Source organism: Rhizomicrobium sp. (assembly GCA_037200985.1).
Lineage (GTDB): Bacteria > Pseudomonadota > Alphaproteobacteria > Micropepsales > Micropepsaceae > Rhizomicrobium.
In genome coordinates, this window is sequence record JBBCGJ010000001.1 from 2,936,393 (window position 1) to 2,959,161 (window position 22,769).

The 22,769-nt window shown below is 58.9% G+C and carries 16 protein-coding genes; 9 read left to right on the forward strand and 7 right to left on the reverse strand.

Features of this window, described 5'->3' with window-relative positions; translation table 11 throughout:
- Window positions 1-108: 108 nt before the first annotated feature.
- The 4 genes from WDN01_14325 to WDN01_14340 all read right to left on the reverse strand — a co-directional run bounded on the left by WDN01_14325 (window position 109) and on the right by WDN01_14340 (window position 5,455).
- Window positions 109-870 carry a flagellar biosynthetic protein FliR gene (locus tag WDN01_14325; protein MEJ0027201.1) on the reverse strand — a complete coding sequence of 254 codons (762 nt, stop codon included), beginning with the start codon at window positions 868-870 and terminating at the stop codon, window positions 109-111.
- Between the two features lie 5 nt (window positions 871-875).
- The gene (locus WDN01_14330; protein ID MEJ0027202.1) at window positions 876-1,142 is read right to left on the reverse strand and encodes a flagellar biosynthetic protein FliQ; all 267 of its coding nucleotides are present in this window, start codon (window positions 1,140-1,142) and stop codon (window positions 876-878) included.
- A 1,155-nt stretch (window positions 1,143-2,297) separates the two neighbouring features.
- Complete coding sequence (locus WDN01_14335) at window positions 2,298-3,695, reverse strand: hypothetical protein (protein ID MEJ0027203.1); 1,398 nt, start codon at window positions 3,693-3,695, stop codon at window positions 2,298-2,300.
- Complete coding sequence (locus tag WDN01_14340; GenBank protein ID MEJ0027204.1) at window positions 3,692-5,455, reverse strand: SIR2 family protein; 1,764 nt, start codon at window positions 5,453-5,455, stop codon at window positions 3,692-3,694. Before WDN01_14340 ends, WDN01_14335 begins: the two co-directional genes overlap by 4 nt.
- 149 nt (window positions 5,456-5,604) lie before the next feature.
- On the opposite strand from WDN01_14340, the gene WDN01_14345 reads away from it, so the two are divergent.
- The gene (locus tag WDN01_14345; GenBank protein ID MEJ0027205.1) at window positions 5,605-7,530 is read left to right on the forward strand and encodes an ATP-dependent helicase; all 1,926 of its coding nucleotides are present in this window, start codon (window positions 5,605-5,607) and stop codon (window positions 7,528-7,530) included.
- Between the two features lie 200 nt (window positions 7,531-7,730).
- Window positions 7,731-8,414 carry a DUF4145 domain-containing protein gene (locus tag WDN01_14350; GenBank protein ID MEJ0027206.1) on the forward strand — a complete coding sequence of 228 codons (684 nt, stop codon included), beginning with the start codon at window positions 7,731-7,733 and terminating at the stop codon, window positions 8,412-8,414.
- A gap of 37 nt (window positions 8,415-8,451) precedes the next feature.
- On the opposite strand, the gene WDN01_14355 is transcribed toward WDN01_14350, so the two are convergent.
- From WDN01_14355 to WDN01_14365, 3 genes are all read right to left on the reverse strand, one after another.
- On the reverse strand, window positions 8,452-12,840 hold the full coding sequence (locus tag WDN01_14355) for a hypothetical protein (GenBank protein MEJ0027207.1): 4,389 nt from the start codon (window positions 12,838-12,840) through the stop codon (window positions 8,452-8,454).
- Window positions 12,841-12,982: 142 nt separating this feature from the next.
- On the reverse strand, window positions 12,983-13,306 hold the full coding sequence (locus WDN01_14360) for a transcriptional regulator (GenBank protein MEJ0027208.1): 324 nt from the start codon (window positions 13,304-13,306) through the stop codon (window positions 12,983-12,985).
- 4 nt (window positions 13,307-13,310) lie between these two features.
- Window positions 13,311-13,661 (reverse strand): type II toxin-antitoxin system RelE/ParE family toxin, encoded by a 351-nt coding sequence (locus WDN01_14365; protein MEJ0027209.1) that lies wholly within the window; start codon window positions 13,659-13,661, stop codon window positions 13,311-13,313.
- A gap of 93 nt (window positions 13,662-13,754) precedes the next feature.
- Here WDN01_14365 and WDN01_14370 point away from each other — a divergent pair, with 93 nt between their 5' ends.
- The 7 genes from WDN01_14370 to WDN01_14400 all read left to right on the forward strand — a co-directional run bounded on the left by WDN01_14370 (window position 13,755) and on the right by WDN01_14400 (window position 22,761).
- A complete protein-coding gene (locus tag WDN01_14370; GenBank protein MEJ0027210.1) occupies window positions 13,755-14,765 on the forward strand; it encodes a hypothetical protein in 1,011 nt (336 codons plus the stop codon).
- Window positions 14,762-15,769 (forward strand): hypothetical protein, encoded by a 1,008-nt coding sequence (locus WDN01_14375; protein MEJ0027211.1) that lies wholly within the window; start codon window positions 14,762-14,764, stop codon window positions 15,767-15,769. Before WDN01_14370 ends, WDN01_14375 begins: the two co-directional genes overlap by 4 nt.
- Window positions 15,766-16,653: a hypothetical protein gene (locus WDN01_14380; protein ID MEJ0027212.1), complete on the forward strand. Its 888-nt coding sequence runs from the start codon at window positions 15,766-15,768 to the stop codon at window positions 16,651-16,653. Before WDN01_14375 ends, WDN01_14380 begins: the two co-directional genes overlap by 4 nt.
- Window positions 16,654-16,964: 311 nt before the next feature.
- Entirely contained in the window at window positions 16,965-19,034 is a 2,070-nt protein-coding gene (locus WDN01_14385) for a ParB/RepB/Spo0J family partition protein (protein MEJ0027213.1), read from the forward strand.
- Between the two features lie 68 nt (window positions 19,035-19,102).
- Window positions 19,103-19,474: a hypothetical protein gene (locus WDN01_14390; GenBank protein MEJ0027214.1), complete on the forward strand. Its 372-nt coding sequence runs from the start codon at window positions 19,103-19,105 to the stop codon at window positions 19,472-19,474.
- A complete protein-coding gene (locus tag WDN01_14395; GenBank protein MEJ0027215.1) occupies window positions 19,471-19,767 on the forward strand; it encodes a hypothetical protein in 297 nt (98 codons plus the stop codon). Before WDN01_14390 ends, WDN01_14395 begins: the two co-directional genes overlap by 4 nt.
- Window positions 19,768-19,854: 87 nt before the next feature.
- On the forward strand, window positions 19,855-22,761 hold the full coding sequence (locus WDN01_14400; protein MEJ0027216.1) for a strawberry notch family protein: 2,907 nt from the start codon (window positions 19,855-19,857) through the stop codon (window positions 22,759-22,761).
- Window positions 22,762-22,769: the final 8 nt, after the last annotated feature.

The window sequence follows — 22,769 nt, forward strand, 5'->3', positions numbered from 1 at the left end:
CCCAGCTGCGATTACTTTGTACGTCTGCGCCGGACTTGGGAAGCGGGAAACGTCACGAAGTCGAATTGTCGCGCGAAAACTCTCGCAAAGGACCGACCGACGGGAGGGTCAGAGTATTCGCGGCAGGTTTTCCAGGGTGGCCGCCATCAGGCGCAGGAGCAACGCGCCGGCAAGACCGAAGGAGACCGGCAGCACGAGCAGAAAGGCGATCGTTTTCACCTGGAAGCCAAGGATGAGAACGTTCATTTGCGGCACGGTCCGCGACAACAGTGCGATCGTCACGTCTATGAGAAACAGGACAAGCATGGTCGCCCCCGCCACACCGAGTGCGTCGGTGAACATCAGCGCCATGAAGGCGGCAACCCGCGCGATCGAGTCGGGCATGCTCCAGGTACCAAGAGGAACGGCGTGCAGCGAGGCTCCGAACACGCGCAGCAACTCGATATGGCCATCGACCGCGAAGAAGACGGCACCTGCCGCATAGGCGAAGAGCATTCCGGCCAGCGGCGTCTGGCCCTGGGTCGCAGGGTCGATCAGAAGCGCGATGCCGAAACCCGCCTGGATATCGAGAGTGCGTCCGGCGAAATAAAGCGCGCCGAATGCGATTTGAAAGGCGAGGACAAACATTGTGCCCAGCAGCAATTCCCGGACGGCGGCGAACACCAAACCATGGAGGCTCAAATCGGTTAGATCGGTCGCTTCCGGAAAAGCGGAAACCAGGCATATCGATAGTCCGAGCCCGAAGAGTACCCGGAACAGGCGGGGAATGCGGACGAGATCGAAGGGCGGCGCGAAGGTGAAAACAGGGGCCACGCGCAATCCCAGCAACAGGCTTGCGATGATCCAGTGGGTCAGAGCCGCCTGCGTCATAGACGTCAATTCAAGCTGGGGATGAGGGCGACCATCTCGATCGCGAATTGCGTGATGCGATGCATCATCCAGGCGCCCAGCAACAGAAGCACGGTTGCGGAAACGAACAATTTCGGCACGTAGCTGAGGGTCATTTCCTGCAGCTGGGTTGCGACTTGGAGGACACTGATGAGAAGGCCAGTGGCGAGCGCGGCGAGCAGGACCGGCCCCGCCACGACCATGACGTTCCACAGCATCTCATTCATAAGCCGAAGAGCCCAATCGCCTTCCATCTTCATCCCCCAACGGACCTGTTGCAACACTGTGATGACCCAGCGGCCAAAGAGCAAAGGGATTTGCTGCGCCGCTTCCCGGATAAGCCGTCGAAGGCCCGCTCACTATATAGCCGATTCCAGCCCGTCAGAGACGGAGCCGGATGGCCAGCCGCTTATTGTGACCCGTGTGAAGCGCGTCGCCGTCTCCAAGCACAGCGTGTCCATCGAGTTCGAGTGTCCCAGCCTCGAACTGGCATCGGAACCAATCGCGGCGCGGCTCTATGTCAACAATCGCAAACCCCGCCGCGAAATCATCAGGACAGGCGAGTCCAATGATCCGATCAGCATGCGCTCTGACAGCAGGTGGACACTATTACTTGGCGTAGCGAAGGCTCGCGTCTGAGCAGAGGAACTGGCCGACGGCCACATCTCAGGGACAGAGGCTATCGCTCAGCGCGAAGGTTGCAGCGCGCGGTATGTGCGCGTCACGCTGCCGCTCGCCTTTCTCGCTCCAGACATCATCGCGGCAATCATCGGGAATGCGGTCCGTCCAGACCTGAGCATATCGCGTCTGACGGCGGATCTGCCTCACTCATGGAAGCAGCAACGCCAAATCCTCGGCTTGTAGATCCCGATCCGCCGAGCGTCGCTCCCCATTGCAGATGCCCGCGGATGCTAACCGGTCTCACCGCTCCGGCGTCGGCCGGCGATGGTTCTTCCGAATGGACGCTGAACGGAAGAGCGAATTTGTCGGCAGAGAATTTGGCGTCGTTTTCTCATGGACAGCCAAACTGGCGGGCGAATTCGGCCCGTGTTGTGCTGCACAATCCCGCTAAGCGCCCGGAATGTCGGACACTTCCGATGCCGGCCGAAGAGAGCCGGTTAGTATGAGAATGGGTGGTGGGCCCGGCAGGACTCGAACCTGCGACCAGACCGTTATGAGCGCAAAGAATCTAACCAAAAAACCAAGGAAAACCTGACTTCCTCGTTCAATCGCGTTGAATATCATTCAGAACAATATCAACGACTTAATTTCTTACCGTACCTACTCGTACCTCTCAGATATAGCTAGGCCGTATTGCAATCTCACCGGAAGGCCACGTTGGCATTCGAATCCGTTAGCACGACCATTTTTCATGACGCCGACGCCGGAGCCAGCCACCCGCAAATTCGTCACATGAAATTCCGGAAGTCGAAGACATTATCGACGATCTCCGGATTTTGCTGAATAATGTCGGCGAAAGCTTTCGAATAGACAAGCGTTACCGGCAGCTTCTTATAGAGGGTATTGTTGTTCCAATCCATTCTAGTGAGCCCAATGATGCCGGAACAGGTGTCGTGCCAACCGCCGGACCCGGTAAACCGGCGAACGAGAATGGGCGACGGGGTGGGCTTTAAGCCGCCCTCTTTATAGACGTCATAGTTGTCGCTTTTGAGATTGACTCCTTTCACCGATCCTTGAGTCCAAAGCAGCGCCTCATTCGCATCAATTGGCAAGTATGTTCCCCGCGTAACGGGATACCCAAAAGGCTCGTTGCCCTTATAACGAACGCCCTTCCAGCTGACACTTTTGACAAGTTGGACGAGCTCGACCTCGGTGCCGTCTCGCACACTGTCCAATGCCCCCAAGATTTCCTCTTCCCGGAACGGTGTATTTTTATGAACCGTAACCTTTCGCGGTAGCTTTCCTGAATATCCCCGTTGGTAGATTTCCAAGCTCCGCGAAAGAACCGATTGCATTTCGTAATAGGAGAGGTAGGGGTTTTTCGCCTTATCCTGAGTAAACTCACGCGCGTCATATGCGACGAAGCGAAATCCGGTGCCATCGGGATCGAACACTTGGCTACAGCACGTGCTGTATTCCATCCCTGTAGAGAGGCGTTTCATCGCATAACTGATGCCGATGAACGCTTCGTCCCGGTTGAGCCCGGTGAGCTTCCAAGGAATGCCGCCCGCTTTCGCATATAGCGCCACGCTCAGTCCCCACATAACGTTGGACCGGCATTTGCGATCAAAGCTGCTTTGTCTGAGCAATTGAACCGAAATCATCGAAGGCGCACAAAACGCCTTCAGATAATCGTGAAAATCAAATCCCGTGTCCTCGAAACAAGCGGCCCAAGAAGGCGGAAGATAGATTAGCGCCACATCGAACGAATGAAGCACGGCCGATAATTTCGAGATGCACTGGAAAAGAGCTTGCGCCAGTTTAAGTTTATCTTGCGCTGCTGCGAACTGATCCAGCTCTGCCGGAAATGCGAACGTGAGGGCAGGATCCAGCGGCGCCACCGGAATGCGAAACACCGCTTCAAATCCAGGATAATCGGGATAGTATGCTGGTACCTCGACTGTTTTAGCAGGCGACGCAAGCTCCAAGACCAGTCGCTGGACCTGTCGCACATTTGCGCTGGGCGCTAGAACCGCCATCCGTAAGCGTGATGGAGAACCATATTTGAGACTGAACGGTCCGTATTTGATAAGCCCGCGTAGCGGATGCCTATCGCGCCCGTTTTGAGCAAACAAAAGCTCTGGCTCTGGAATGGCCGAGTAGCCTGGAAACTCACTGACGGTCATCCGGCTCGCCTCCGGGTTTGGGTCTCTCCAAGGCCGATGCGGAACACGGGATTCTCCGCCGCGCTGCCCCTGCCAAATGGGGTGATGGCAATCTCGCTTTTGTTGGTTTCATCCCCCTTGATTATGCCCACCCACGCATCTAGCAGAGCTGCGTAGAGCTTATTGAAGCGATTCGCACGCCGCTTATCGAGAAATTCGGTCGCTTGCCGCTTGGCCCATGGCGGCCAAATCCAGATGTCAGGATCAAGGACAAGCCAAGCTTGCCCAGCTACAACGTCCGCACTGATACGAACTGACTCGGCATAATGTACTTCTTTGGGTTCTGGATGTTGCTCGTCGATAGGCGTCATCAAACCGACGATGCGGCCAAAGACCTTGCCAGTTTGTTCATGCAACGCCGTGAACGCACCCTGATTTGTGTGGTGCGCATCAGCGACTAGACTGGAGCCAGACTTCGTCGTTCTTGCGATCAAAGGTCGATCTTGAGCGAGCGCACGGGTGAGCGCTTCTTCAAGAAATCCCTTTACCTGAAGATTATTGTCTAGGTCCGCTATGCGTGGACCAAGATCATATTCTTCAATACTGACAACATCAGAGAAATGTTCACGTACTGTAGAGGCCGCTCCCCAACAAAGCACCGTATCCGTTTTCGTAAATATCAAAGCGCCTTCCGCCGCGATGCTGGCCGCACGCAAATCCGACCATTCCTTTTGGCCCGAAAATTCGACGGCAAGACAGGTCTTTGGCAGTTCCAAGATTGGCAGTGCGTTTAATCGCACAATCTCGCCTTTGCCAGGAGGAGGAAGCGGAATGGACACCGACGCCTGCCCTGTCTTCCGTACCTTCGCGTCGTACTCCGGGATTTTATTGTCCAGATTTCGCCAGAGGCGCAACATGAGGGCATCGAAGGTATCGACTTCGACGTACTCAGCCTCGATCCCCTTTGCTTGGGCTTGCTGGATCAATTCAAGCACGCCCGGCAGCACAGTGGATCCTTTTCGCCCCGTCCAAAAAAGACCATGAGGAAATGGGTTCGCGCCGGCCAAAGCCTGCTGAAACAATTTCATCACGCTCTCATCACGGCCACTGTATCCTGCAATCACAAAACCGAAACGGTTTGCGGCGTTTGTTAGAGTCTTACCAAGCTCAACATTTTGGAAGCTTAGGTCCGCTGCCAAATTTTTTATGCTGTCGAAGCGGAAATCGCCGTGGAGCTTGCAATAGAGGGGAAATTCCTCGTTGTTTAGTGCTTGATTGGCGTTTGCGCTCCCTTCCAAATGGTATGCACTGATGGATTGCCCGCTGATTTCTGCATAGGCGCGCTCTACAACTGAATCGAAGTTCGTGGTGAACGTTGCGCGGGCAAAGCCGCTGGCCATCATTCCTGCAAGAACACGGTTCCCAACAGACAGCGTCACTTTTTTCTCAGAGAGGAACGCCATCAGATATTGGCGCTGCCTCTCTTTGTCGTCACCAAAGATCAATTCGAAATACCGGCAATATTCGGATGGATCTCCGATAGGTGGAAAGCCGCGAGACTCCATAAACGCTTGCACACGTTCCTGGATAGCCGGGACCTGCATGTCGGAGACCTGCAGATCTTGATTTTCTTCACGACCGTAGAACCTCCGCTTCAGATCCCAAATCACATCGGTCGCCGTCGGTAATCCTGCGACGGCCGATGTGCCCGCGCCTAGAAACCAAGCGAACTGCTGGGGCCTAGGGCAAAATTTTGTGACGAGCTGAAATTGGTCAGTCATTTCCAAGACTCAAGTCGCGGCAAGATCGCGATTATCTTATATCAGCGGGGCAAGCCCGCAGGGGTTGTATGAGCGACCTTGACGGGTGCCGTGTCCGAGCGCTCCCTAATGGGCATATTAACCCACTGGAATATTGTAAGGATTTCGATATGTCCTGGCTCGATGGCCTCGTAATTGGTTCACAGCCTTATCAGATCGCTGGTTCGCCGAACGGCAGAGTCCGGGTTGTGGCCGGACCCGGCACGGGCAAGTCCTTCGCCATGAAAAGGCGAGTCGCTAGGCTGTTGGAGGAAGGGGTAGCCCCCGCCCGGATACTACCCGTGACATTCACAAGAATCGCGGCGGAAGATCTTCATCGCGAACTTGTCGGTATGGGCGCGCCCGGCTGCGACCAACTGAATGGTGTCACGCTGCACAGCCTCGCCCTAAAGATGTTGATGCGAAATCACGTTCTTGCGGCCACCGGCCGGATCGCAAGGCCACTCAATGAGTTTGAATTAGAACCGCTCATAAGCGATTTGATGGCGGGTCACGGCGGAAAACGTGAAATAAAGAAGAAGAAGCAGGCGTACGAGGCCGCTTGGTCTCGCCTGCAACACGAAGATCCGGGGTTTGTCATGACCCCGGATGACATTGCTTTCGCGGCGTCAATCGTGGCGTGGTTGCGCTTCCACCATGCGATGTTGATCGGCGAGGTCATCCCGCAACTTTACCAGTATCTGCGATCGAATCCTGGCGCGGCCGAGCGTTCCGAATTCTTGCATATCATCGTCGATGAATTTCAAGACCTGAATCGTGCCGAACAGGGGGTTGTTGAGCTTCTGTCGGACAACGCGGCCGTGTGCATAGTGGGCGATGATGATCAGTCCATCTACAGCTTCAAACACGCCCACCCGGAAGGCATCCGCGAGTGGCTGGTAACGCACGCCGGAGCCTCGGACTTAAACTTGAGTGAATGCCGTCGGTGCCCAACACGCGTCGTTGCTCTGGCGAATAGTCTGATTCAGCACAACGTAGGCCGTGCCCAGCGCACGCTAGTCCCGCTCGCCGCTAATGGACAAGGCGACGTCAGAATTATTCAATATCAAACGCTGGATGCCGAAGTCGCGGGCGTCGCTACCCTGGTCCGTGATTTGGTCGCTGCGGGCACGTTGGCCGGCGATATTTTGATCTTGGCTCAACGCAGCGTTATTGGAACGCCCATTTATGAAGCCCTTTTGGCCATGGGTGTTCCGGTGCGGTCTCATTATGCGGAGGCTGAACTTGATGACATCGAGGCTCAGCGGCGCTTTTCATTGCTCAAGCTGTTCGTGGATCGCACCGACCGGGTTGCCTTGCGTTGGCTCGTCGGGCTTCCTGGAAACAACTGGAATGCAGCGGGTTATCGGCGCGTTCGCGATTACTGCGAAGCTAACGGTGCCACACCTTGGGATGTGTTGATGCAGCTCAGTCAGGGACAGCTCAATCTTCCATACACTGGGGGGATCATCACCGCGTTCGACGCTCTGTTGGCTGAGCTGGCGCAACTTGAAGCGCTCGGCAGTCTTCTGGAAGTTGTCGATGCGCTGTTTCCAGCCGGAAATGACGCATTTCGCGATATCAGAAGTTTGAGCCTGCTCGCATTGGATGACATTGATGAAGGAGATCGGGCGGGCCTTTTGTCGTCGCTTATCGAGGCGATTACTCAGCCCGAAATTCCGACGGAAATTACCGACGTTCGCGTTATGAGCTTGCACAAAAGCAAAGGCCTTAGCGCACCTGTCACTATTATAGCGGGTTGTGTAGAGGGTCTTTTACCTAAGCAGCCAGAGCCAGGCACACCGCACGCCGATGCCTTGGCGGCTATCGAGGAACAGAGGCGTCTATTTTTCGTCGGTATCTCTCGAGTCAAAGCCGTGCCGGCTGATGGCAAACCCGGTAGACTTATACTGACATACTGCCGGCAGATGCCCATGGCCTCGGCCATGGGCGCGGGTATCGTTCCAGCCGGAAATAACTATGGCGTATCCGTATTGCACGCGAGCCGATTTATTCAAGAATTGGGTCCGCAAGCACCTGCACCTGTGGCAGGGTGACGGGTGAGCCCACGCCAATCCGCGTGCACCTCCCGGCTGGCCGCCGCCCCAGCGCAATGCTCGCTGCAACTCGCTACGATCCTGAAGACTGTGAACATACGTAGCGCGACAGAAGGCTTCGCCTCATGCCCGTCAATCGACCAACTTGGCATCGCCTGACCTCACGAGCGGATCTCCCTGGGCTTCCGTGCCCTTGCTGCATGACTGGCAAGCTTAAGCTGGTGGCGGACGGGCTCGCTATTTTGGAGCCGAAATACTCGTCCGACTATCGGGCCACCGACGATTGGGAACCTGACAACACTGTCGAGCGCTGGTCAGCGACACTACGTTGTGACGAAACTGCATGCGGTGAAATCGTCCACATGATCGGCGATACCGAAACTGTGGAAGCTGAAATCGCATTGCCCGGCGGACGCGTTGAGCACGGGCTAGAAGACGTGCTGCACATCCAAGCGGTCTTCCCGGCGCCACCCCTTTTTCGCGTCTCCGACAAAGTGCCTCGCAAGGTGAGCGAGCAACTTAAACTCGCCTTCCGCATGTACTGGACGGATGTGTCCGCGTGTGTCGCCAGATTGCGCACTAGTGTTGAAGCTCTTCTCGATAACCAAAAAGTTCCGAAGGAACGCAAGTTGAAAAATGGCGATATGCACCGCATGAACCTAAAGGAGCGGATCGACGTCTTCACTGCCGGCGCTCCTCACAAGGAGCAGTTGCAGGGTCTACGCAACATCGGAAATCTCGGTACTCACGGCACAGACGACGTGACCGACGAAGACCTGTTCGACGCCATAGATGTGCTGGAGTTTGTGCTGACGGGTATTTTTGACACCCAGACGATTGCCGCAAAGGCTAAGAAATTGGCGGAAAAAAAGGCGGCCACGTGACATCCGGCTGCCGTCGGTCATCTTCCGGCTGGTGATGTCACGATTGCGTGGCTCCGCGCTTTGCCGCGCTCGCTCTCCTGCCTTTCCGCCGTCGATCCGAATGCCGGGCATCTCCCTTTCTTCGAACACTTCCGGCGTCTATCCCACGGACCTCGACTTGGATAAAGCCTGCGCTATTTGACGTGAGCGCTAGCGCGTCTGCTTTGAGAATGCCAAGGACTTCGTCAAACCGAAGTCTCTGCGATTTGTCCTCACTCTTCCAAAACCGTGTCAGGCGATGATTCGTGATAACGAACAAGCCGCGGCGACGCGATAAAGGCAGGAGGTAATCCTCTGCAAGCTGGCTACTGAGCGCTTCACGGAGATCTCGTAGTGTCCAATTCATTTCGCCGTGTTTTATTTCGATGGCGACCTCGCGTCCGCTAACAGCGGCGGTTAGTGCAATATCCGGACGCTTATCGCTTTTCACCTGCTTTTCACGGGCGGTCGTGAATCTCCCGTTCGCCGACCTGTTGTACTCATAGGCCAACCAGTTCTGTAAAGCGAATTCATCTGCCGCGCTTTCCAAAAGCGGCTGAATGGAAAAATCCCCGAAACGAATATCGCTGTTGATGTGATCGATCAGCTCACAGGCCAGATTCAGCAACTCTTCGCCAGTCCGAACCGGGCCTTGCAGGGCTTCTTCAAAAGCAACTACATCCGCCTCCGTCCAAGCTGGTTTCTCTGAAGCCCTTTCGGCCATTCCCCGCGCCAACTGACGGAATCGAAGTCCCCTGCCGCCGATCGCAGGATCGCTCGCCAGTTCCGAAATCAAGCGGCACGCATCTTCTGACTCATTCCGGTACAAAGCATTCAATATTCGACCTCGACCTTCCTGCGCCTCATCGCGAGTGTCCGACGAATAGATGCCCTCATGGGTCCGGTCGTGAACTGGCGAGACGCTCCGATACGCGAGCCGCAACAACTTCGCGAGTGTCGCAGGCTTCGACGTTTCCAATCCGGCGACTTTGCCGCTGGCCATCCCAAAAAAGCTTGCAAACAAACCCTCCGTGCGTTCCTTCCGAAGCTCCGGTGGCAGCTTGTCCAAAACCTCCCGGAGAACATCGACCGCTTTCTCAACATCAAGTTCGAAGAGCAAGGCCAAGTACGCGGCACTCCACTCCCAAGCGTCTGTAGACCGCTCCTGGCCAATCCGAGAGCAGACCAATGTCGTCAACCGCTTTACCTTACGATCATCGAGCTTGAGGCGGCGTATGATCCGGGTCACCCCTGTGACCCGAGCCGGATCGGCCACTTCCTCGCCAATCACCAGGCGCCAAAGCCCCGCCTTCAATTCGTCGGTAAGCTGTAAGCTGTGCTCACACCGCGATAGGTATGTCGTGGGCACGCTATGCGGCTTGTGCCACTCGGCCCGAAGCTCCGACATAATCAATGGGGAGATGATCGAGGGGGCCGACAGCAAGACCTGTGAAAGCCATTCGGGAACGTCACGGTCAGCAAAGATCGCGTGCCGCGCCGCGCACTTTGCCTCGTCTGGACCAATGCCGCTGGTCCAATTCGCATCCGCGGACTCAAGGTACAAGCCGCCGATTGAGAGGATTGACGTTTTCATCTCCGTGAACTGTCCATCAGCGGTGTAAATCGGCCGCCGCGGCTTCGTAACCCGCCACATGGTCTTCATACCTGCTGCGTATGCGTCACGGACTGCGGGACCAAAGGCGGCACCCAACTTTGCGTATTCGGCCGGCGCGCGACGAAGGTCGGTTCCGGTTTTCATCGCCAGCCAACGTGTCAACGTGTAAAGATCGCTTGGCCCGGGCCATTTCTTCAGACGCTCGGCGTCTGTCAGCACTGTCGTGTCCTTCTGCAGCTTCGCGCGATATGCCTTCCTTTCTAAGGAATTTTTGGCGAATTCCGCAGCTCGCGCCGCCTCGACCGCCGCGTTGCGGATGCGATGTCGCCTTTCCCATTCGTTCTCCGTCTTGGGCGCTCGAAACTCCCGAAGATCGGCCATAAGAGCCGCGTCTTTGGCAAACTTGCTTGCAAGCTGATCGAGATTCAGCATGCTGTCAGGCCGCGCGGAAACGATGGAGTAGAGCGCGCTAAACGCCATGCGCCGTTCGGCAAAGTCCGACCGTTGCCAAGCGTCTCTTTCCAACCAAGACAGATCAGACAGATCAAGCGACCATAGCCGTCGTCCATGCGTGATCAACCACCAAACACGCGGTTGCGCGCGATCCTCTTCACGATATTTGAACGACACACGCACATCCTGCCAAAACAGCAAGCGCTTCAGTGCTGGCCGTGCGTTGACGAGGTCCATGACGCGCGAGGCGGAGTCTCGGTCCTCTTCAAAATCACTCCGACCGCCGATCGCCAACAGCTTTACCAATGGCTCGCTAATGCCGTCGGCATCGCTTGCAGCGATCGCCAAAGAAAGCAGCGGACCGAACCGCTTCAACAGCTCAGCGTGCCTTACCGACGTATGATGGAATTCGTCGAGAGGTTCTGCCTCTCCGATCCCGACAAGGCCAGCTAAAAGCCCTTTCCGCTCTGTCGCCGTCCGGCAAGACGCAAACAGCTTATCGAGAGAATAGCCAAATCCTTCTACCTGGAATCTCTCTCCCGGGGGGCTCGCTTCGACGATGCGAATGAGCTTCGGCACAGATAGATATTCCGGAAAGACGCTGACTGCGAGTTCAGCCGTCAACCGCGGACTATATTTTGCGGCGTTAGCAAGGAGGTCTTTGACAAGCGCTCGCTGACCTCTCCTATCGCCCACGGCGTGCATCGCCCGAGCCGCCAGAATGCGATTGTGCGATACAGCGCTGTGATCGAGCGCTTCGCGGGAAACCAAGTCTTCGCAGCCACCGATTTCACCAAGCTCGATCAGACGAAGCAGTTCGAAATGAAAATTCGGCTCGCTGTTGACAGCCCAAGCCTTGCGGAGCGCGGTCGTCAGCCGTTTGTCGGCAAACATCCATAGCGCTTGGGCGTCGATCAGATGATCACCGACATCGCCGTCGCGACCCTTCACTGCCAGCTCGGTCAGAACAGCTTCGCGGACGGCCAACGAAAAGCTGCCTGGATCTCCGAACGAGAGTAAAGTCAGCGGCTCGTTCTCAATAGCGTAGCGCCGAAGCATCGGAAATGAATGTGCCAGCCACGCGGCGGCCGGCCGATACGAAGGTGGGATCGTTGAAACGCCGAATGCGGTCGAGCCAAAAATTTCTAGTATCTTCAGGTTTGGCTCGTGCGGCCCCTTTAAGAGCTGCTCAAACCAGCACGCCGTTAGGTATTCCACGACAGAGCGATGGTGGAACCGCACGTGCCCATACGATGCTGGCGCAAAAATGCCTCTCCTAAGAAGTGCCTTTCGCTCCTGGGCCGTCCAGTCCGGGAGCACCGCTGCGGGCTCGATCGCGTCGTCTCCAGCGTCCTCGATCCTGCCAACGAGCAGAGTCAACCGCCGTCCGAGCGTGAGCGCCGCTGCCAGTCTTTCGGCGCCCCGGCGGGCCTTGTTCGGAGTCAGATGGGCGGAATCGGGGCGACTGTCTCGTTCTGAGAGTCGGACCTTCACGCTGAACTCGGTCATTTCTTTTAGGGAGCCGAAACGGCCATGTTTTTTCCAGTAGCCAACCATAAGGGCGAGATCGCCCGGCCTTTCTGCCATTGGCGTCAGGCCTTGGCGAAACAACGCCAACTCGAACTTCGGAATGTCGGTCAGCTTTCGAGCTCGAAGATAAGTTGCGCGCTGCGCCTTGGAGAGCCGCGCCATGGCGACAACCACGATTGCAGGCCTGTCAGCACTCGGCTTTTTCTTCTCTTGGCGATTCTCACGAATCAACGCGGAAGTCAGGGCTTGATCTTCATCAAGCTCTTCAGGCGCGGGTGACGCAGCAGGCGGCATGAACTGAAGAATGCGCTGAAGGTCTTCCTCGCCGTCCCAATCGGTGCCCCGGCTCGATACCACTAAGTAGGCCCGGTCGAGAGCTTCGCCGATCGCTTCTGTCAGCTCGTTGAGTGCGGTTTCCAGGCTGAAATGATTGAGCTTCGCTTCGTCCAGCGAATCCAAAAAAAACCACGCTGGAACGGCTCGCGCTTTCCACTCTTGGAAGCGCGGCCTTTCCGCGTGCCCGATCAACGTCGTGAATTTCTTCCGCGCCAGTTCCTCGATAGCGGTAAAAAATGCGAAACCGTTTGTCTGGTTTATGCGTGCGACTTGGTTGCGGAACTCCTCGGTTTTTCCGCTGCTGGCTTCAGCAAGTACGACGACACGCTGGCTGTTGAGCAATTCCTTCCAAGTCTGAGTGCCATACAGACGGCCCCAGGCTTCAATTTCGTCCGCGTTCGCGGTCTTCTTCCCGTCAATCGGAAAGAATGTTCGGTCCAAATCCACGAACGAGGGTGACGGCTGGATGCTCAACGATTGATCCACTCAGTTCGGATGACATCGTGCTTTGCGTTGTCGGAGAAACACGAACTCGGCATCTCCGCAATCATAGCTCACAGGCACGCTCGCGATGTCCTCCGGTCGCGGCTAGCGGCGTTGAGGGACACATTTGTGATCACGCAGCCTTCACCGCGTGCGCTCGAATATCCACCCCAAGACGCTTGCGGACCACGCCGAAAATAGCTGCTAGGTTATCCATGCTAGGGTTGCCGCGCTCGGACAACATGCGATGCAGACTCTTGCTCGGCGTCTTGGTCTCAGCTGCCAGCACCTCGAACCCGACGGAGGCATTCACCAGATCGCGCAGGATCAAGCGGGCAGCATGCGGATCGCCATTAAGAAAGAGGGTTGCCGCTTCATCGAGCAACGCCTTCGCAAAAGCGGGATCGCGCGCCACGCGCGCGCTGACCGTTTCTGTGAAATCCCGTGTCAGTGCCATCTTGCTATCTCCTGCTCTTTGGCCCGGCTGCTGCCGCCTTTCGGGCTTTGTACTCGGCGAACAACACTTTCGCCTTTTCGATATCGGCCTGTTGCCGCCGTTTTGTGCCACCCACCAGCAGAATGATCAGCGCCTCGCCATCGCGGCCCAGATAGAGCCGATACCCTGGCCCCCAATTGATGCGGTACTCTCCGATCGTTCCAATCCATTTTACGTTCGAGGTATTGCCCATCTCCAATCGGAACGTCGCTGTGGCGACCTTGGCAGCAGCCTGCGCATTCAGATCGTCAAACCACGCCTTGAACGGGTTCGAGCCATCCGAGCGGAGATACTCAACGACCTTGATTACACTCATATAGTAACCTATATGTTACTCTCAATGCAAGGCGATTGTTGATGGACGCTCGCCTAAGCCGTCTACACTGTCCGACACGCAGGAACGCCAGACATGTCCGAGATTCGGACACCAGATCGCTACTTTTATCACAGCTTCCCCCGCCGGCCGCAGACCGAAGGCCATCGTCACGGCCTGACAATCCTCGAGCTGATCCGCGATTTTGGGCTTTTGATGACCCCGGAAATCGCACGCTGGCAATACAGCCATGCCGACGGCACCCCGCCGCGCCGCCAATCGATGGTCCAGCGGCGGATCAGCTTCACCGAATTGGCACCGAGCGAACTGGCCGGACACGCGAAGGATTTTGGACCCTTCGCTTTGGAGTTCGACATCGACACCCTCAAGCGGCTCGGCGCCATCCCCGTCTTCTATGTGCCGCAGGCGGGCGAAGGCCGCGACGCCGGCGGCCTTGGCGGCACCTTGATGAACCATCTGATCGATGCGATGCGGCTGACCGATCGTATCGCGCAGATGGAAGCAATCCTCAGGAGCGCACCACCGGACAGAGACCGTCAGGGGATCACGATCCCAGCCGACGCCGGACCCATCCTGTTCGATCTCGATGTGAAGGAAGCGCGCGAAACCTTGCGGGCGCTCTCCCTCGGACTCGCGCCGGCGCAACAGCTTGCGGCCTTTCTAGAAGGTGCCCTCAACTATTTCTATCCCGCGGACGGCCGCGACAATGCCGCCCTCCAATATTACCGCCAGCGCGAATGGCGGATCGCCGGCAATGTCGCGGTTCGTGACGAAGAGATGATGCGGACACCATCGGTGGCTATTGTGGACAGATTGCTGGCGCTGGACCCGAACTTTTTTGGCCGGCAGTTTCCGCCAGCCGATGAAGTTGTCTCCAACACCTCCCTTCACGGCCAGCCGCCGCAACGCCTTGTTGATTGGTGCTGGGTGTTTCAGGAATTCGACGGCAAGCGCGCCCTCCGATGGGTACGGCGCATCATTGCACCTGCGGACGCGTTGGAGGCTGCCACCGCGTTGCTTAAGCCGTTGGCCGACGCGCCGCCCGTGGCGTCGCTCGAAAGCCTCGCCGATGAGGTCAGACTATGACGGTCTCCCCTTCGCTCGTGTTTGTCGTCGGCGCCGGCGCCAGCAAGGCGATGAGTCCCAACATGCCGGTGGGAACAGAGCTGGCGGAGCGCATTGCGATCGCGCTTGCCGAAGAATTCGGCGGCGATCAGCCGACCATGTCGGGCGCCATCAGCCAAGCGCTAGAAAAGCTGCAAGACGGCTTGGATGACAAACGCATTCGGGCCGCCAATCAAATCCGCTATGCCATCACGCGAAAGGATTCCATCGACGATCTGCTGGACGAATGGAGTGACCAGCCGGAAATGCTGGAAGTCGCCAAGATCGCAATCACCCACATCATTCTCAAATCAGAGGTCGAGAGCCACTTGGCGCGCAAATCGACGAACGATGATGCGTTTCTCTCGACTATCGGCGAACTACACCGCACATGGCTGGCCCGCATTGCCCGCCACGTCGGGCCAAGACTGCCGCGCCGCGCCCTCGCCGAGGCGCTCCGAGACGTCGGCTTCGTCATTTTCAATTATGACCGTTACGTTGAGCAGATGCTGTTCGGCGAACTGCGCTGTCAAGGCATGGAGCGGAGTGCCGCCTATTACGCGGTCGAACATCTTCCGATCGTTCACGTCTACGGCAGCATCTGCCCGTTCGGCGCGACGGCCGTCGCGCCGTTTGGCAAGGAGTCGGCGTTTCTGACGCCGCTCTACCAGGGCATCCGCACCTACACCGAGCGGTCCTACAATGGACCCGAGTTGGCCAAAATGCGCGACATGCTCGCTGGCGCCAAGAAAACTGTGTTCCTCGGTTTCGGGTTTCATCCGACGAACATGGCGCATCTCACAAGTTATGGACTCAACACGCAGGGCCAAATTTATGGAGCCTGTCCCCATCCGAACACGGCGCGGTTCGAGACCGCCAAACGGCAGCTCTATCCCGGCACGCGTGAAGCTCAGGCGGAACGCCTCACCGAACTGGATTGCGCCGAATTTATCGATATCTATCGCGCCGAACTCTTCGGCACATGAGCTCCGTCGCCCCGAGCGCAGCCTCTGTCGCCTATCCGCCGCGCATTCGAGCGTTCCGCGACGAGATTATCCGGATCACCCCCCGCGTGCCCAACAACAAACTCACGTTGCAGACCATGCAAGCGATGCCCACCCATCGCCTCATCTTGGCATTCATCACATGGCGGATGCGGCATATTCCTGCAAAGCCGCGGCGCGTTAGCGCGTGGTCGGGCGGGGTCTCGCGTGTCGATCTCCAGCTTGCTGAGCGTGCCTTGCGTCCACTCCTCCAGAAAGTGAAGGAGGGCAAGGATCTCATGCCGCATCTGTCCGATCTCGCCAAGACCGCCGGCATCGTCATGCCAGGGGCACGCGCCTCCGCAAAACGCAAAGACATCGATGCCGTGTTGATCCGCGATGGACTGTATCACTTTCACCTTGGCGTCGCCGGACCCGGCAATCCCAAGGGACGCAGTGGCATCCTCGTCTTCGCCGAGGTTCTGGAAGACGAATTCCGGATTGTCGCCTTGTCCGACCATTCCGCGTTTCGGTTCGGAACGCCGGAACACATGCGGGTGTCGCGCATCGCGCGCACCTACATCGCAAAAGACATCCCCGCCGGCCAGGCGTTCATGGCCAATCCGGTGATGACCTCGGGCCATTCGATGATCGCCACCATGTTTGCGGATCGTTGCGATGACTACATGCGCACCGTCGATCCGTCGCTGGACGATTCAGCATTTATCGACAAGCTTTATTCTGACGACCCACCGCGTCGCGGCGGGCAACTCATCGTCAGGCCGCGAAATCCAAAGCTGCAATGGTTCTTCAATGATCTGGTGTTTGGCATCCTGGACGAAACGACGATGGTGTTCTTTCGCGTCTATCCGTTTTTTGATCGCTAGTGCGTGATAATCTCGAGCGGAAACGCGTCCTCGAGCATTGGAACCGGCAAGCAGTCAAACCGGGAATGGCGACCACAAGCCGACACGGCTGCGCAAGCTGTGGCGTCGCCCTTCGGGCCGGGCCGTCGGCTGCGCGCGCGCCCCGTACCGGGTCTCGCCCCTGGCGGGCTTCCGTCCCTGACGCGATCCTGACATTCGCGCGTAACAAATGCGCGCGTGGCATCGGCAAAGGAAGAGATTTGACGCCGCGTTCCGCGACGGGTTGGAGGTCGAGAGAGAGTCTTTCGGCCGCCCGTCTCGGAGAAATCGTCATGACGAAACCAAAGCCCAAGCTCGTGCTGAGCAACACGCGGCTCATTCCCTTCAATAAGCTCGTTCTGTCTCAGGCCAATGTCCGCCGCGTGAGCAACGGTGTCTCGATCGAAGATCTGGCCGACGACATCGCCCACCGCGGACTACTTCACAATCTCAACGTCCGGCCGGTGTTGGATGACGCCGGCGCCGAAACGGACATGTTCGACATTCCGGCCGGCGGACGGCGATATCGCGCGCTGGAAATTCTCGTCAAGCAGAAGCGCCTGCCGAAGACCGCCGAGATCCCCTGCAACGTCAAGAGCGCCGACGATCCGATTTCGGCGGAGGAGGATTCGCTCGCCGAAAACACCTTCCGCGAAGCGCTGCATCCGCTCGACGAATTCCGCGCCATCCAGGAGCTTTCGGCGAAGGGCCTCGGCGATGAGACCATTGCGGGTCGGCTCAAGATCACGCCCGCGGTCGTCAAGCAGCGCAAGCGCCTGGCGAGCGTGTCGGAAAAGCTGCTCGCGATCTATGGCGCGGACGGCATGACGCTGGAGCAGCTCATGGCCTTCACCGTCAGCGAAGACCATGCACGGCAGGAGCATGTCTGGGACTGCATCGCGGACCAAATCTACGAAGCGGACCCTTATAACATTCGAGCCATGCTGACCGAGGATACCGTGGAGTCCTCCGACAGGCGCGCGCGTTTCGTGGGTGTCGAAGCCTATGAAGCCGCCGGCGGCATCGTCATGCGCGATCTGTTCGACGAGCACGACGGCGGCTGGCTGCAGGATCCTGGACTGCTGGACCGGCTCGTCACCGAGAAGCTGAAAGCCGCGGCCACCGAAATCGCAGCCGAAGGCTGGAAGTGGATCAACGTCGCGGTCAACTTCCCGTATGGCTACGACAGTGGCATGCAACGCATCGCTGGCACGGCTCCGGACCTGAGTGAAGACGACTATCGCCGCCGTGAGGCTCTGCGCACCGAGCACGAGCAGATCGAGGAGCAATACGCCCAGGCCGAAGAGCTTCCAGACGACGTCGATCGTCACCTTGGAGAGATCGAAGCCGAGCTCGAAGCGTTCGAGAACCAACCGCTGCTTTACAACCCGGAAGACAAGGCACGCGCTGGCGTTTTCATCAGCCTGACCAACGACGGCGGCCTGCGCGTCGAACGCGGATTTGTCCGACGCGAGGATGAAGTGCCAGACGAGGTCAACGAGAACGAGGCCGAAGCAGACGAGACGCAAGGCACGCCAGATTCCTCGTCCCATAACACCGTCATCACCGTCGGCGCCGGCGAGGAAGAGGACACCGAAGAAGAAGACGGTGCGAAGCCGTTGCCCGACCGGCTTGTCAGCGAACTCACCGCCCACCGCACCCTAGCGCTGCAGGATGCTGTCGCCTGCCATCCTCGTGTCGCCATGACGGCGCTTTTGTACAAGCTGTGTCTCGACAGCTTCTACCACGGAAGCTACGGCGCCTGTCTGGAGGCATCGGTTCGGCATGTCTATCTGCCCATCCAGGCGCCGGATCTGAAGGACAGCGCATCGGCGCGTGCCATAGCCGCGCGACAGGAGTGCTGGAAGGCTCAATTGCCAGACGGCGATGACGCGCTGTGGGACCATATCGTCAGTCTCGACGACGAGAAGCGCGCCGCGTTGCTTGCCCATTGCGTGTCGCTTGGCATCACGGCGCTGCATGAGCGTGCCGATCGCCCGGGTGGGTCCGGTCCGTCACGCGGCACGATCGAGCGGCGCATCGGACAAGCCGACCGGCTTGCCGATGCTGTCGGGCTCGACATGGTGGCAGTCGGCTGGAAGCCCACGGTCGAGAACTATCTTGGCCGTGTGACCAAGCCGCGCATTCTTGAAGCGGTGCGGGAAGCCAAGGGCGAGCAATCGGCCCAGCTGATCGATCACCTCAAGAAGGGCGAGATGGCCAAGGAAGCCGAGCGGCTACTCGACGGCACCGGCTGGCTACCAGAACCGCTTCGGCTTCTCGATCCTGTGGCCCAAACGAGCGAGCCCGAAGCCTTGCCCGCCTTCCTCGCCGACGAGCCCGTGGCCGAAGCCGCCGAATAGCGCCTTCACCAATCCCGACTACCTCGAGCCCGGCCATCGTGCCGGGCTCTTTTTCTTTGGAGAACACCATGACAGACGCCTTCGACTTCCGAACGGCCGTCGCCTATGACGACATCCGCAAGCGTGAATTCCATCGCCTCGCGCGCCGCCAACTCGGGCTTCTCGCCAAGGCCCTCGATCTGCCATCCGGCAGCTACGATCTGCGCTCGAACATGGCGGGCATCGCCGTCTCCGGCGAGATCACCCTCCATGCCGAGCGTATCTATGTCCAGACAAGCCAACCCTTTGGCGGCTTCGACTCCGGAATCCTCATCCGAACCTGCAATGGCCGCAAAGACTATGTCGGCGGTCCGAACAACTTCGCCTCGCTCGACCTTCTGCATGAGCCTGAGAAGCTCGCGCGCATGGTGAAGCAGGTCATGGTCGGAGACAGGCCATGAAAAACTCCGAGCTGCTGACGACGACGCGCCGAGATCTCGATCCGATCGAGAAACAGCGCCGCTACATCCTGCGCTGCCTGGTCCAGAACAATGCCTGTCCCAACTGCGGGCACCAGCTGAACTTCTTCGAAGGCTCCGGCATCGCCATCGATGATTGGAAGGATAAGGCGGGCGGCACGCACTGCCGGTGCGCGGCCTGCCACCGCGAGCTCCGCTATGTCGTCCCCTTTCTGGTTCTGGGCGGCAATGGCGGTTGGCATTGGCATCTTTTGCCGATCGACCCGCAAAAGTGAGAGGACGGCCGGAACGGGTTTGAACCGGGCAGGCTCAAGAGAGCGCCTCCCGGTTCGCCCATCTCCGCTCTCCTGAAGGCCTTCCCCATGAACACCATGATTCCTGCGGCTGCGCTCGCGGCCGCAATGCCCAAGCCTGATGCGTTTCCCATCATCCGCGACGCTGCCGAGCAATTGCTCGGCACAGTCTCGCGCGGCGAGGCGATTTCCTCCGACGGATTGCGCACTGCGATGACTGCGGCCTTCGGCGGCACCGACGCCGAAGGCCTGTGGGACTGGAAGTCTGCTTACGACGTCTGCGAGGTCGTACAGATCCTGTTCCTGCGCAAATTCGGCAGCGCCATTCGCGCGCGCGCGGCGTCTCCCGCCGCCGAACTCGCGATGCACACACGCATCGCCTCGCTCTTTCCCACGCATACGCGCCGCTCCGAAGAGAGCCAGGCGTGGCAGCAGTTCTCGACGCCGCTGCCACTGGCGTTTGTCGCCGCGCAAGCCGCAGCGATCACGCCCACCGACCTCGTCCTCGAACCCTCCGCCGGCACGGGCTTGCTCGCGATCTATGCCGAACTTTTCGGCGCGGATCTCGCGCTCAACGAGTTCGCGGACAATCGCATCGCGCTGCTGCGCGGCCTATTCCGGGCCGCAGCAACCAGTCAGCACGACGCGGCGCACATCCACGATTTCCTCGACGCGTCCGTGCAGCCGAGCGTGGTGCTGATGAACCCACCTTTCTCGGCCGCGGCCCATGTCGATGGGCGCGTTGCCGACGCTGCGATGCGTCACATCGCTTCTGCGCTTGCGCGTCTCGCCGATGGCGGGCGCCTCGTTGCCATCACGGGGGCTGGTCTCGCGCCCGACAGCCTTGCCTGGCGCAACGCGTTCTTGCGGCTGCAAGAGCGCGCCCGCGTGGTGTTCTCGGCCGCCATCGACGGACGTGTCTATGCGCGCCATGGCACGACGACTGACACGCGCCTTACCGTGATCGACAAGGTCAAGGCGGTTGACCCGCAAGCGATTCCGCCTTCGCGCGGCATGGCTCCTGACGCCACGACGCTGCTCGGCTGGATTGCCGAGCTTCCAGCGCGCACGCCCGTCGCAGTCTCGCAACACGCCGCGCAGTCCGCCGCGCGCGGCGCGGTGCGTCGGCCTGCGGCCCGCACCGCGGTTTCGCAATCGCCGATCGAAATCACCGGCGTCGAGCTCGCTTATGAGACTGCCGACTGGACCGCAGCCGATCACGGCCACCTCGGGGAGTCGATATATGAGAGCTACGCGCTCCAGTCCATTCGCATTCCGGGCGCGACGCCGCATCCGACGAAGCTCGTGCAATCGGCGGCGATGGCATCCGTCGCGCCACCGAAGCCCACCTATCGCCCGCGACTGCCGTCCATCGTCACCGAACGCGGCCTTCTTTCCGACGCCCAGCTCGAAAGCATCATCTATGCGGGCGACGCGCAAACCGCGTTTCTGGCGGGCGCGTGGACCGTGGACGAGACTTTCGATGTCGTCTCGGCGGCACCCGATGACGCCGAAGCATCAGTCCGTTTTCGCCACGGCTGGATGTTGGGCGATGGCACCGGTGCCGGCAAAGGCCGCCAGGTCGCGGGCATCCTGCTCGACAATTGGTGTCAGGGCCGTACCCGCGCGGTGTGGATCTCCAAATCCGACAAGCTGATCGAGGACGCGCAACGCGACTGGTCGGCGCTCGGACAGGAGCGTTTGCTGGTCACGCCGCTGTCGCGCTTTCGCCAAGGCACGGCGATCCGTTTGGCGCAGGGCATCCTATTCACCACCTATGCCACGCTGCGCTCCGACGCCAAGGAGGACAAGGCTTCCCGCGTGCAACAGATCGTGGATTGGTTGGGGTGTGATTTCGACGGCGTGATCGTGTTTGATGAATCTCATGCCATGGCCAATGCCGCGGGCTCGACCTCTGAGCGCGGCGACAGCGCGCCCTCCCAACAGGGACGCGCGGGCCTGCGCCTGCAACATGCGTTGCCGAATGCCCGCATCGTCTATGTCTCGGCGACGGGCGCCACCACGGTTCACAATCTCGCTTATGCCCAGCGTCTCGGGCTGTGGGGCGGCACGGATTTTCCCTTCGCGACGCGATCGGAGTTCGTCGAAGCCATCGAAGCCGGCGGCGTCGCCGCCATGGAAGTCCTGGCGCGCGATCTGAAGGCGCTCGGACTCTACATGGCCCGCTCGCTTTCCTATGAGGGCGTCGAATACGAGCTTGTCGAACACAAGCTCACACCTGAGCAGACCCGCATCTATGACGCCTACGCGGCGGCCTTCCAGGTCATTCATAATAATCTCGACGCCGCGCTGCAGGCCACCAACGTCACCAGCGATAGCGGCACCTTGAACGGCCAAGCCAAGTCCGCGGCGCGCTCGGCCTTCGAATCCGCCAAGCAGCGCTTCTTCAATCATCTGATCACGTCGATGAAGACACCGACTCTTATCAAGTCCGTCGAGCGCGATCTGGAGTGCGGTCATGCCGCTGTGATCCAGATCGTCTCGACCGGCGAAGCGCTGATGGAACGCCGGCTGGCCGAGATTCCGACCGCCCAAGGAGCGAAACTCATCGGCCAGTACGACGCACAGATCACCTTCGGCCAGTCCCGTGCGCTTCTCGTCTGGAATCGCCTCATCCTGCCGAACGGAAAGTCCATCGTACTTGAGCGCCAGCCAGCCACCGACAAGGAAGGTTATGCCGGCCTCGAAGACGAGGTGGACAATCACTGGGGCACGTTATTCGAGGCGGCGATTCTGTCAACAGTTCTTAGCGTCGGATCGGAAGCCGGAACGAGCGATAGCGAAAACAATCTCGCCCAGGCGATCCGGCAGGGCGCGTCGCAGAGCTTAAATCAAACCGGAGAGCAGATCGTGGGTCGATCTCTCAACATACAGCCCACAATCACCATCCGACCCGGATTTCCGGTCAACGTACTGGTCACACACGACCTAGTGCTGGAGCCTTATAACAACTGACGGAGCGC

Excerpts from the sequence above, each read along its gene's own strand:
- WDN01_14325 (MEJ0027201.1), bottom strand. The coding sequence starts at position 870 with ATGACGCAGGCGGCTCTGACCCACTGGATCATCGCAAGCCTGTTGCTG.
- WDN01_14365 (MEJ0027209.1), bottom strand. The coding sequence starts at position 13,661 with ATGAGTGTAATCAAGGTCGTTGAGTATCTCCGCTCGGATGGCTCGAAC.
- WDN01_14400 (MEJ0027216.1), top strand. The coding sequence starts at position 19,855 with ATGAACACCATGATTCCTGCGGCTGCGCTCGCGGCCGCAATGCCCAAG.
- WDN01_14380 (MEJ0027212.1), top strand. The coding sequence starts at position 15,766 with ATGAGCTCCGTCGCCCCGAGCGCAGCCTCTGTCGCCTATCCGCCGCGC.
- WDN01_14330 (MEJ0027202.1), bottom strand. The coding sequence starts at position 1,142 with ATGGAAGGCGATTGGGCTCTTCGGCTTATGAATGAGATGCTGTGGAAC.
- WDN01_14335 (MEJ0027203.1), bottom strand. The coding sequence starts at position 3,695 with ATGACCGTCAGTGAGTTTCCAGGCTACTCGGCCATTCCAGAGCCAGAG.
- WDN01_14375 (MEJ0027211.1), top strand. The coding sequence starts at position 14,762 with ATGACGGTCTCCCCTTCGCTCGTGTTTGTCGTCGGCGCCGGCGCCAGC.
- WDN01_14385 (MEJ0027213.1), top strand. The coding sequence starts at position 16,965 with ATGACGAAACCAAAGCCCAAGCTCGTGCTGAGCAACACGCGGCTCATT.
- WDN01_14340 (MEJ0027204.1), bottom strand. The coding sequence starts at position 5,455 with ATGACTGACCAATTTCAGCTCGTCACAAAATTTTGCCCTAGGCCCCAG.
- WDN01_14370 (MEJ0027210.1), top strand. The coding sequence starts at position 13,755 with ATGTCCGAGATTCGGACACCAGATCGCTACTTTTATCACAGCTTCCCC.
- WDN01_14395 (MEJ0027215.1), top strand. The coding sequence starts at position 19,471 with ATGAAAAACTCCGAGCTGCTGACGACGACGCGCCGAGATCTCGATCCG.
- WDN01_14345 (MEJ0027205.1), top strand. The coding sequence starts at position 5,605 with ATGTCCTGGCTCGATGGCCTCGTAATTGGTTCACAGCCTTATCAGATC.
- WDN01_14360 (MEJ0027208.1), bottom strand. The coding sequence starts at position 13,306 with ATGGCACTGACACGGGATTTCACAGAAACGGTCAGCGCGCGCGTGGCG.
- WDN01_14390 (MEJ0027214.1), top strand. The coding sequence starts at position 19,103 with ATGACAGACGCCTTCGACTTCCGAACGGCCGTCGCCTATGACGACATC.
- WDN01_14350 (MEJ0027206.1), top strand. The coding sequence starts at position 7,731 with ATGACTGGCAAGCTTAAGCTGGTGGCGGACGGGCTCGCTATTTTGGAG.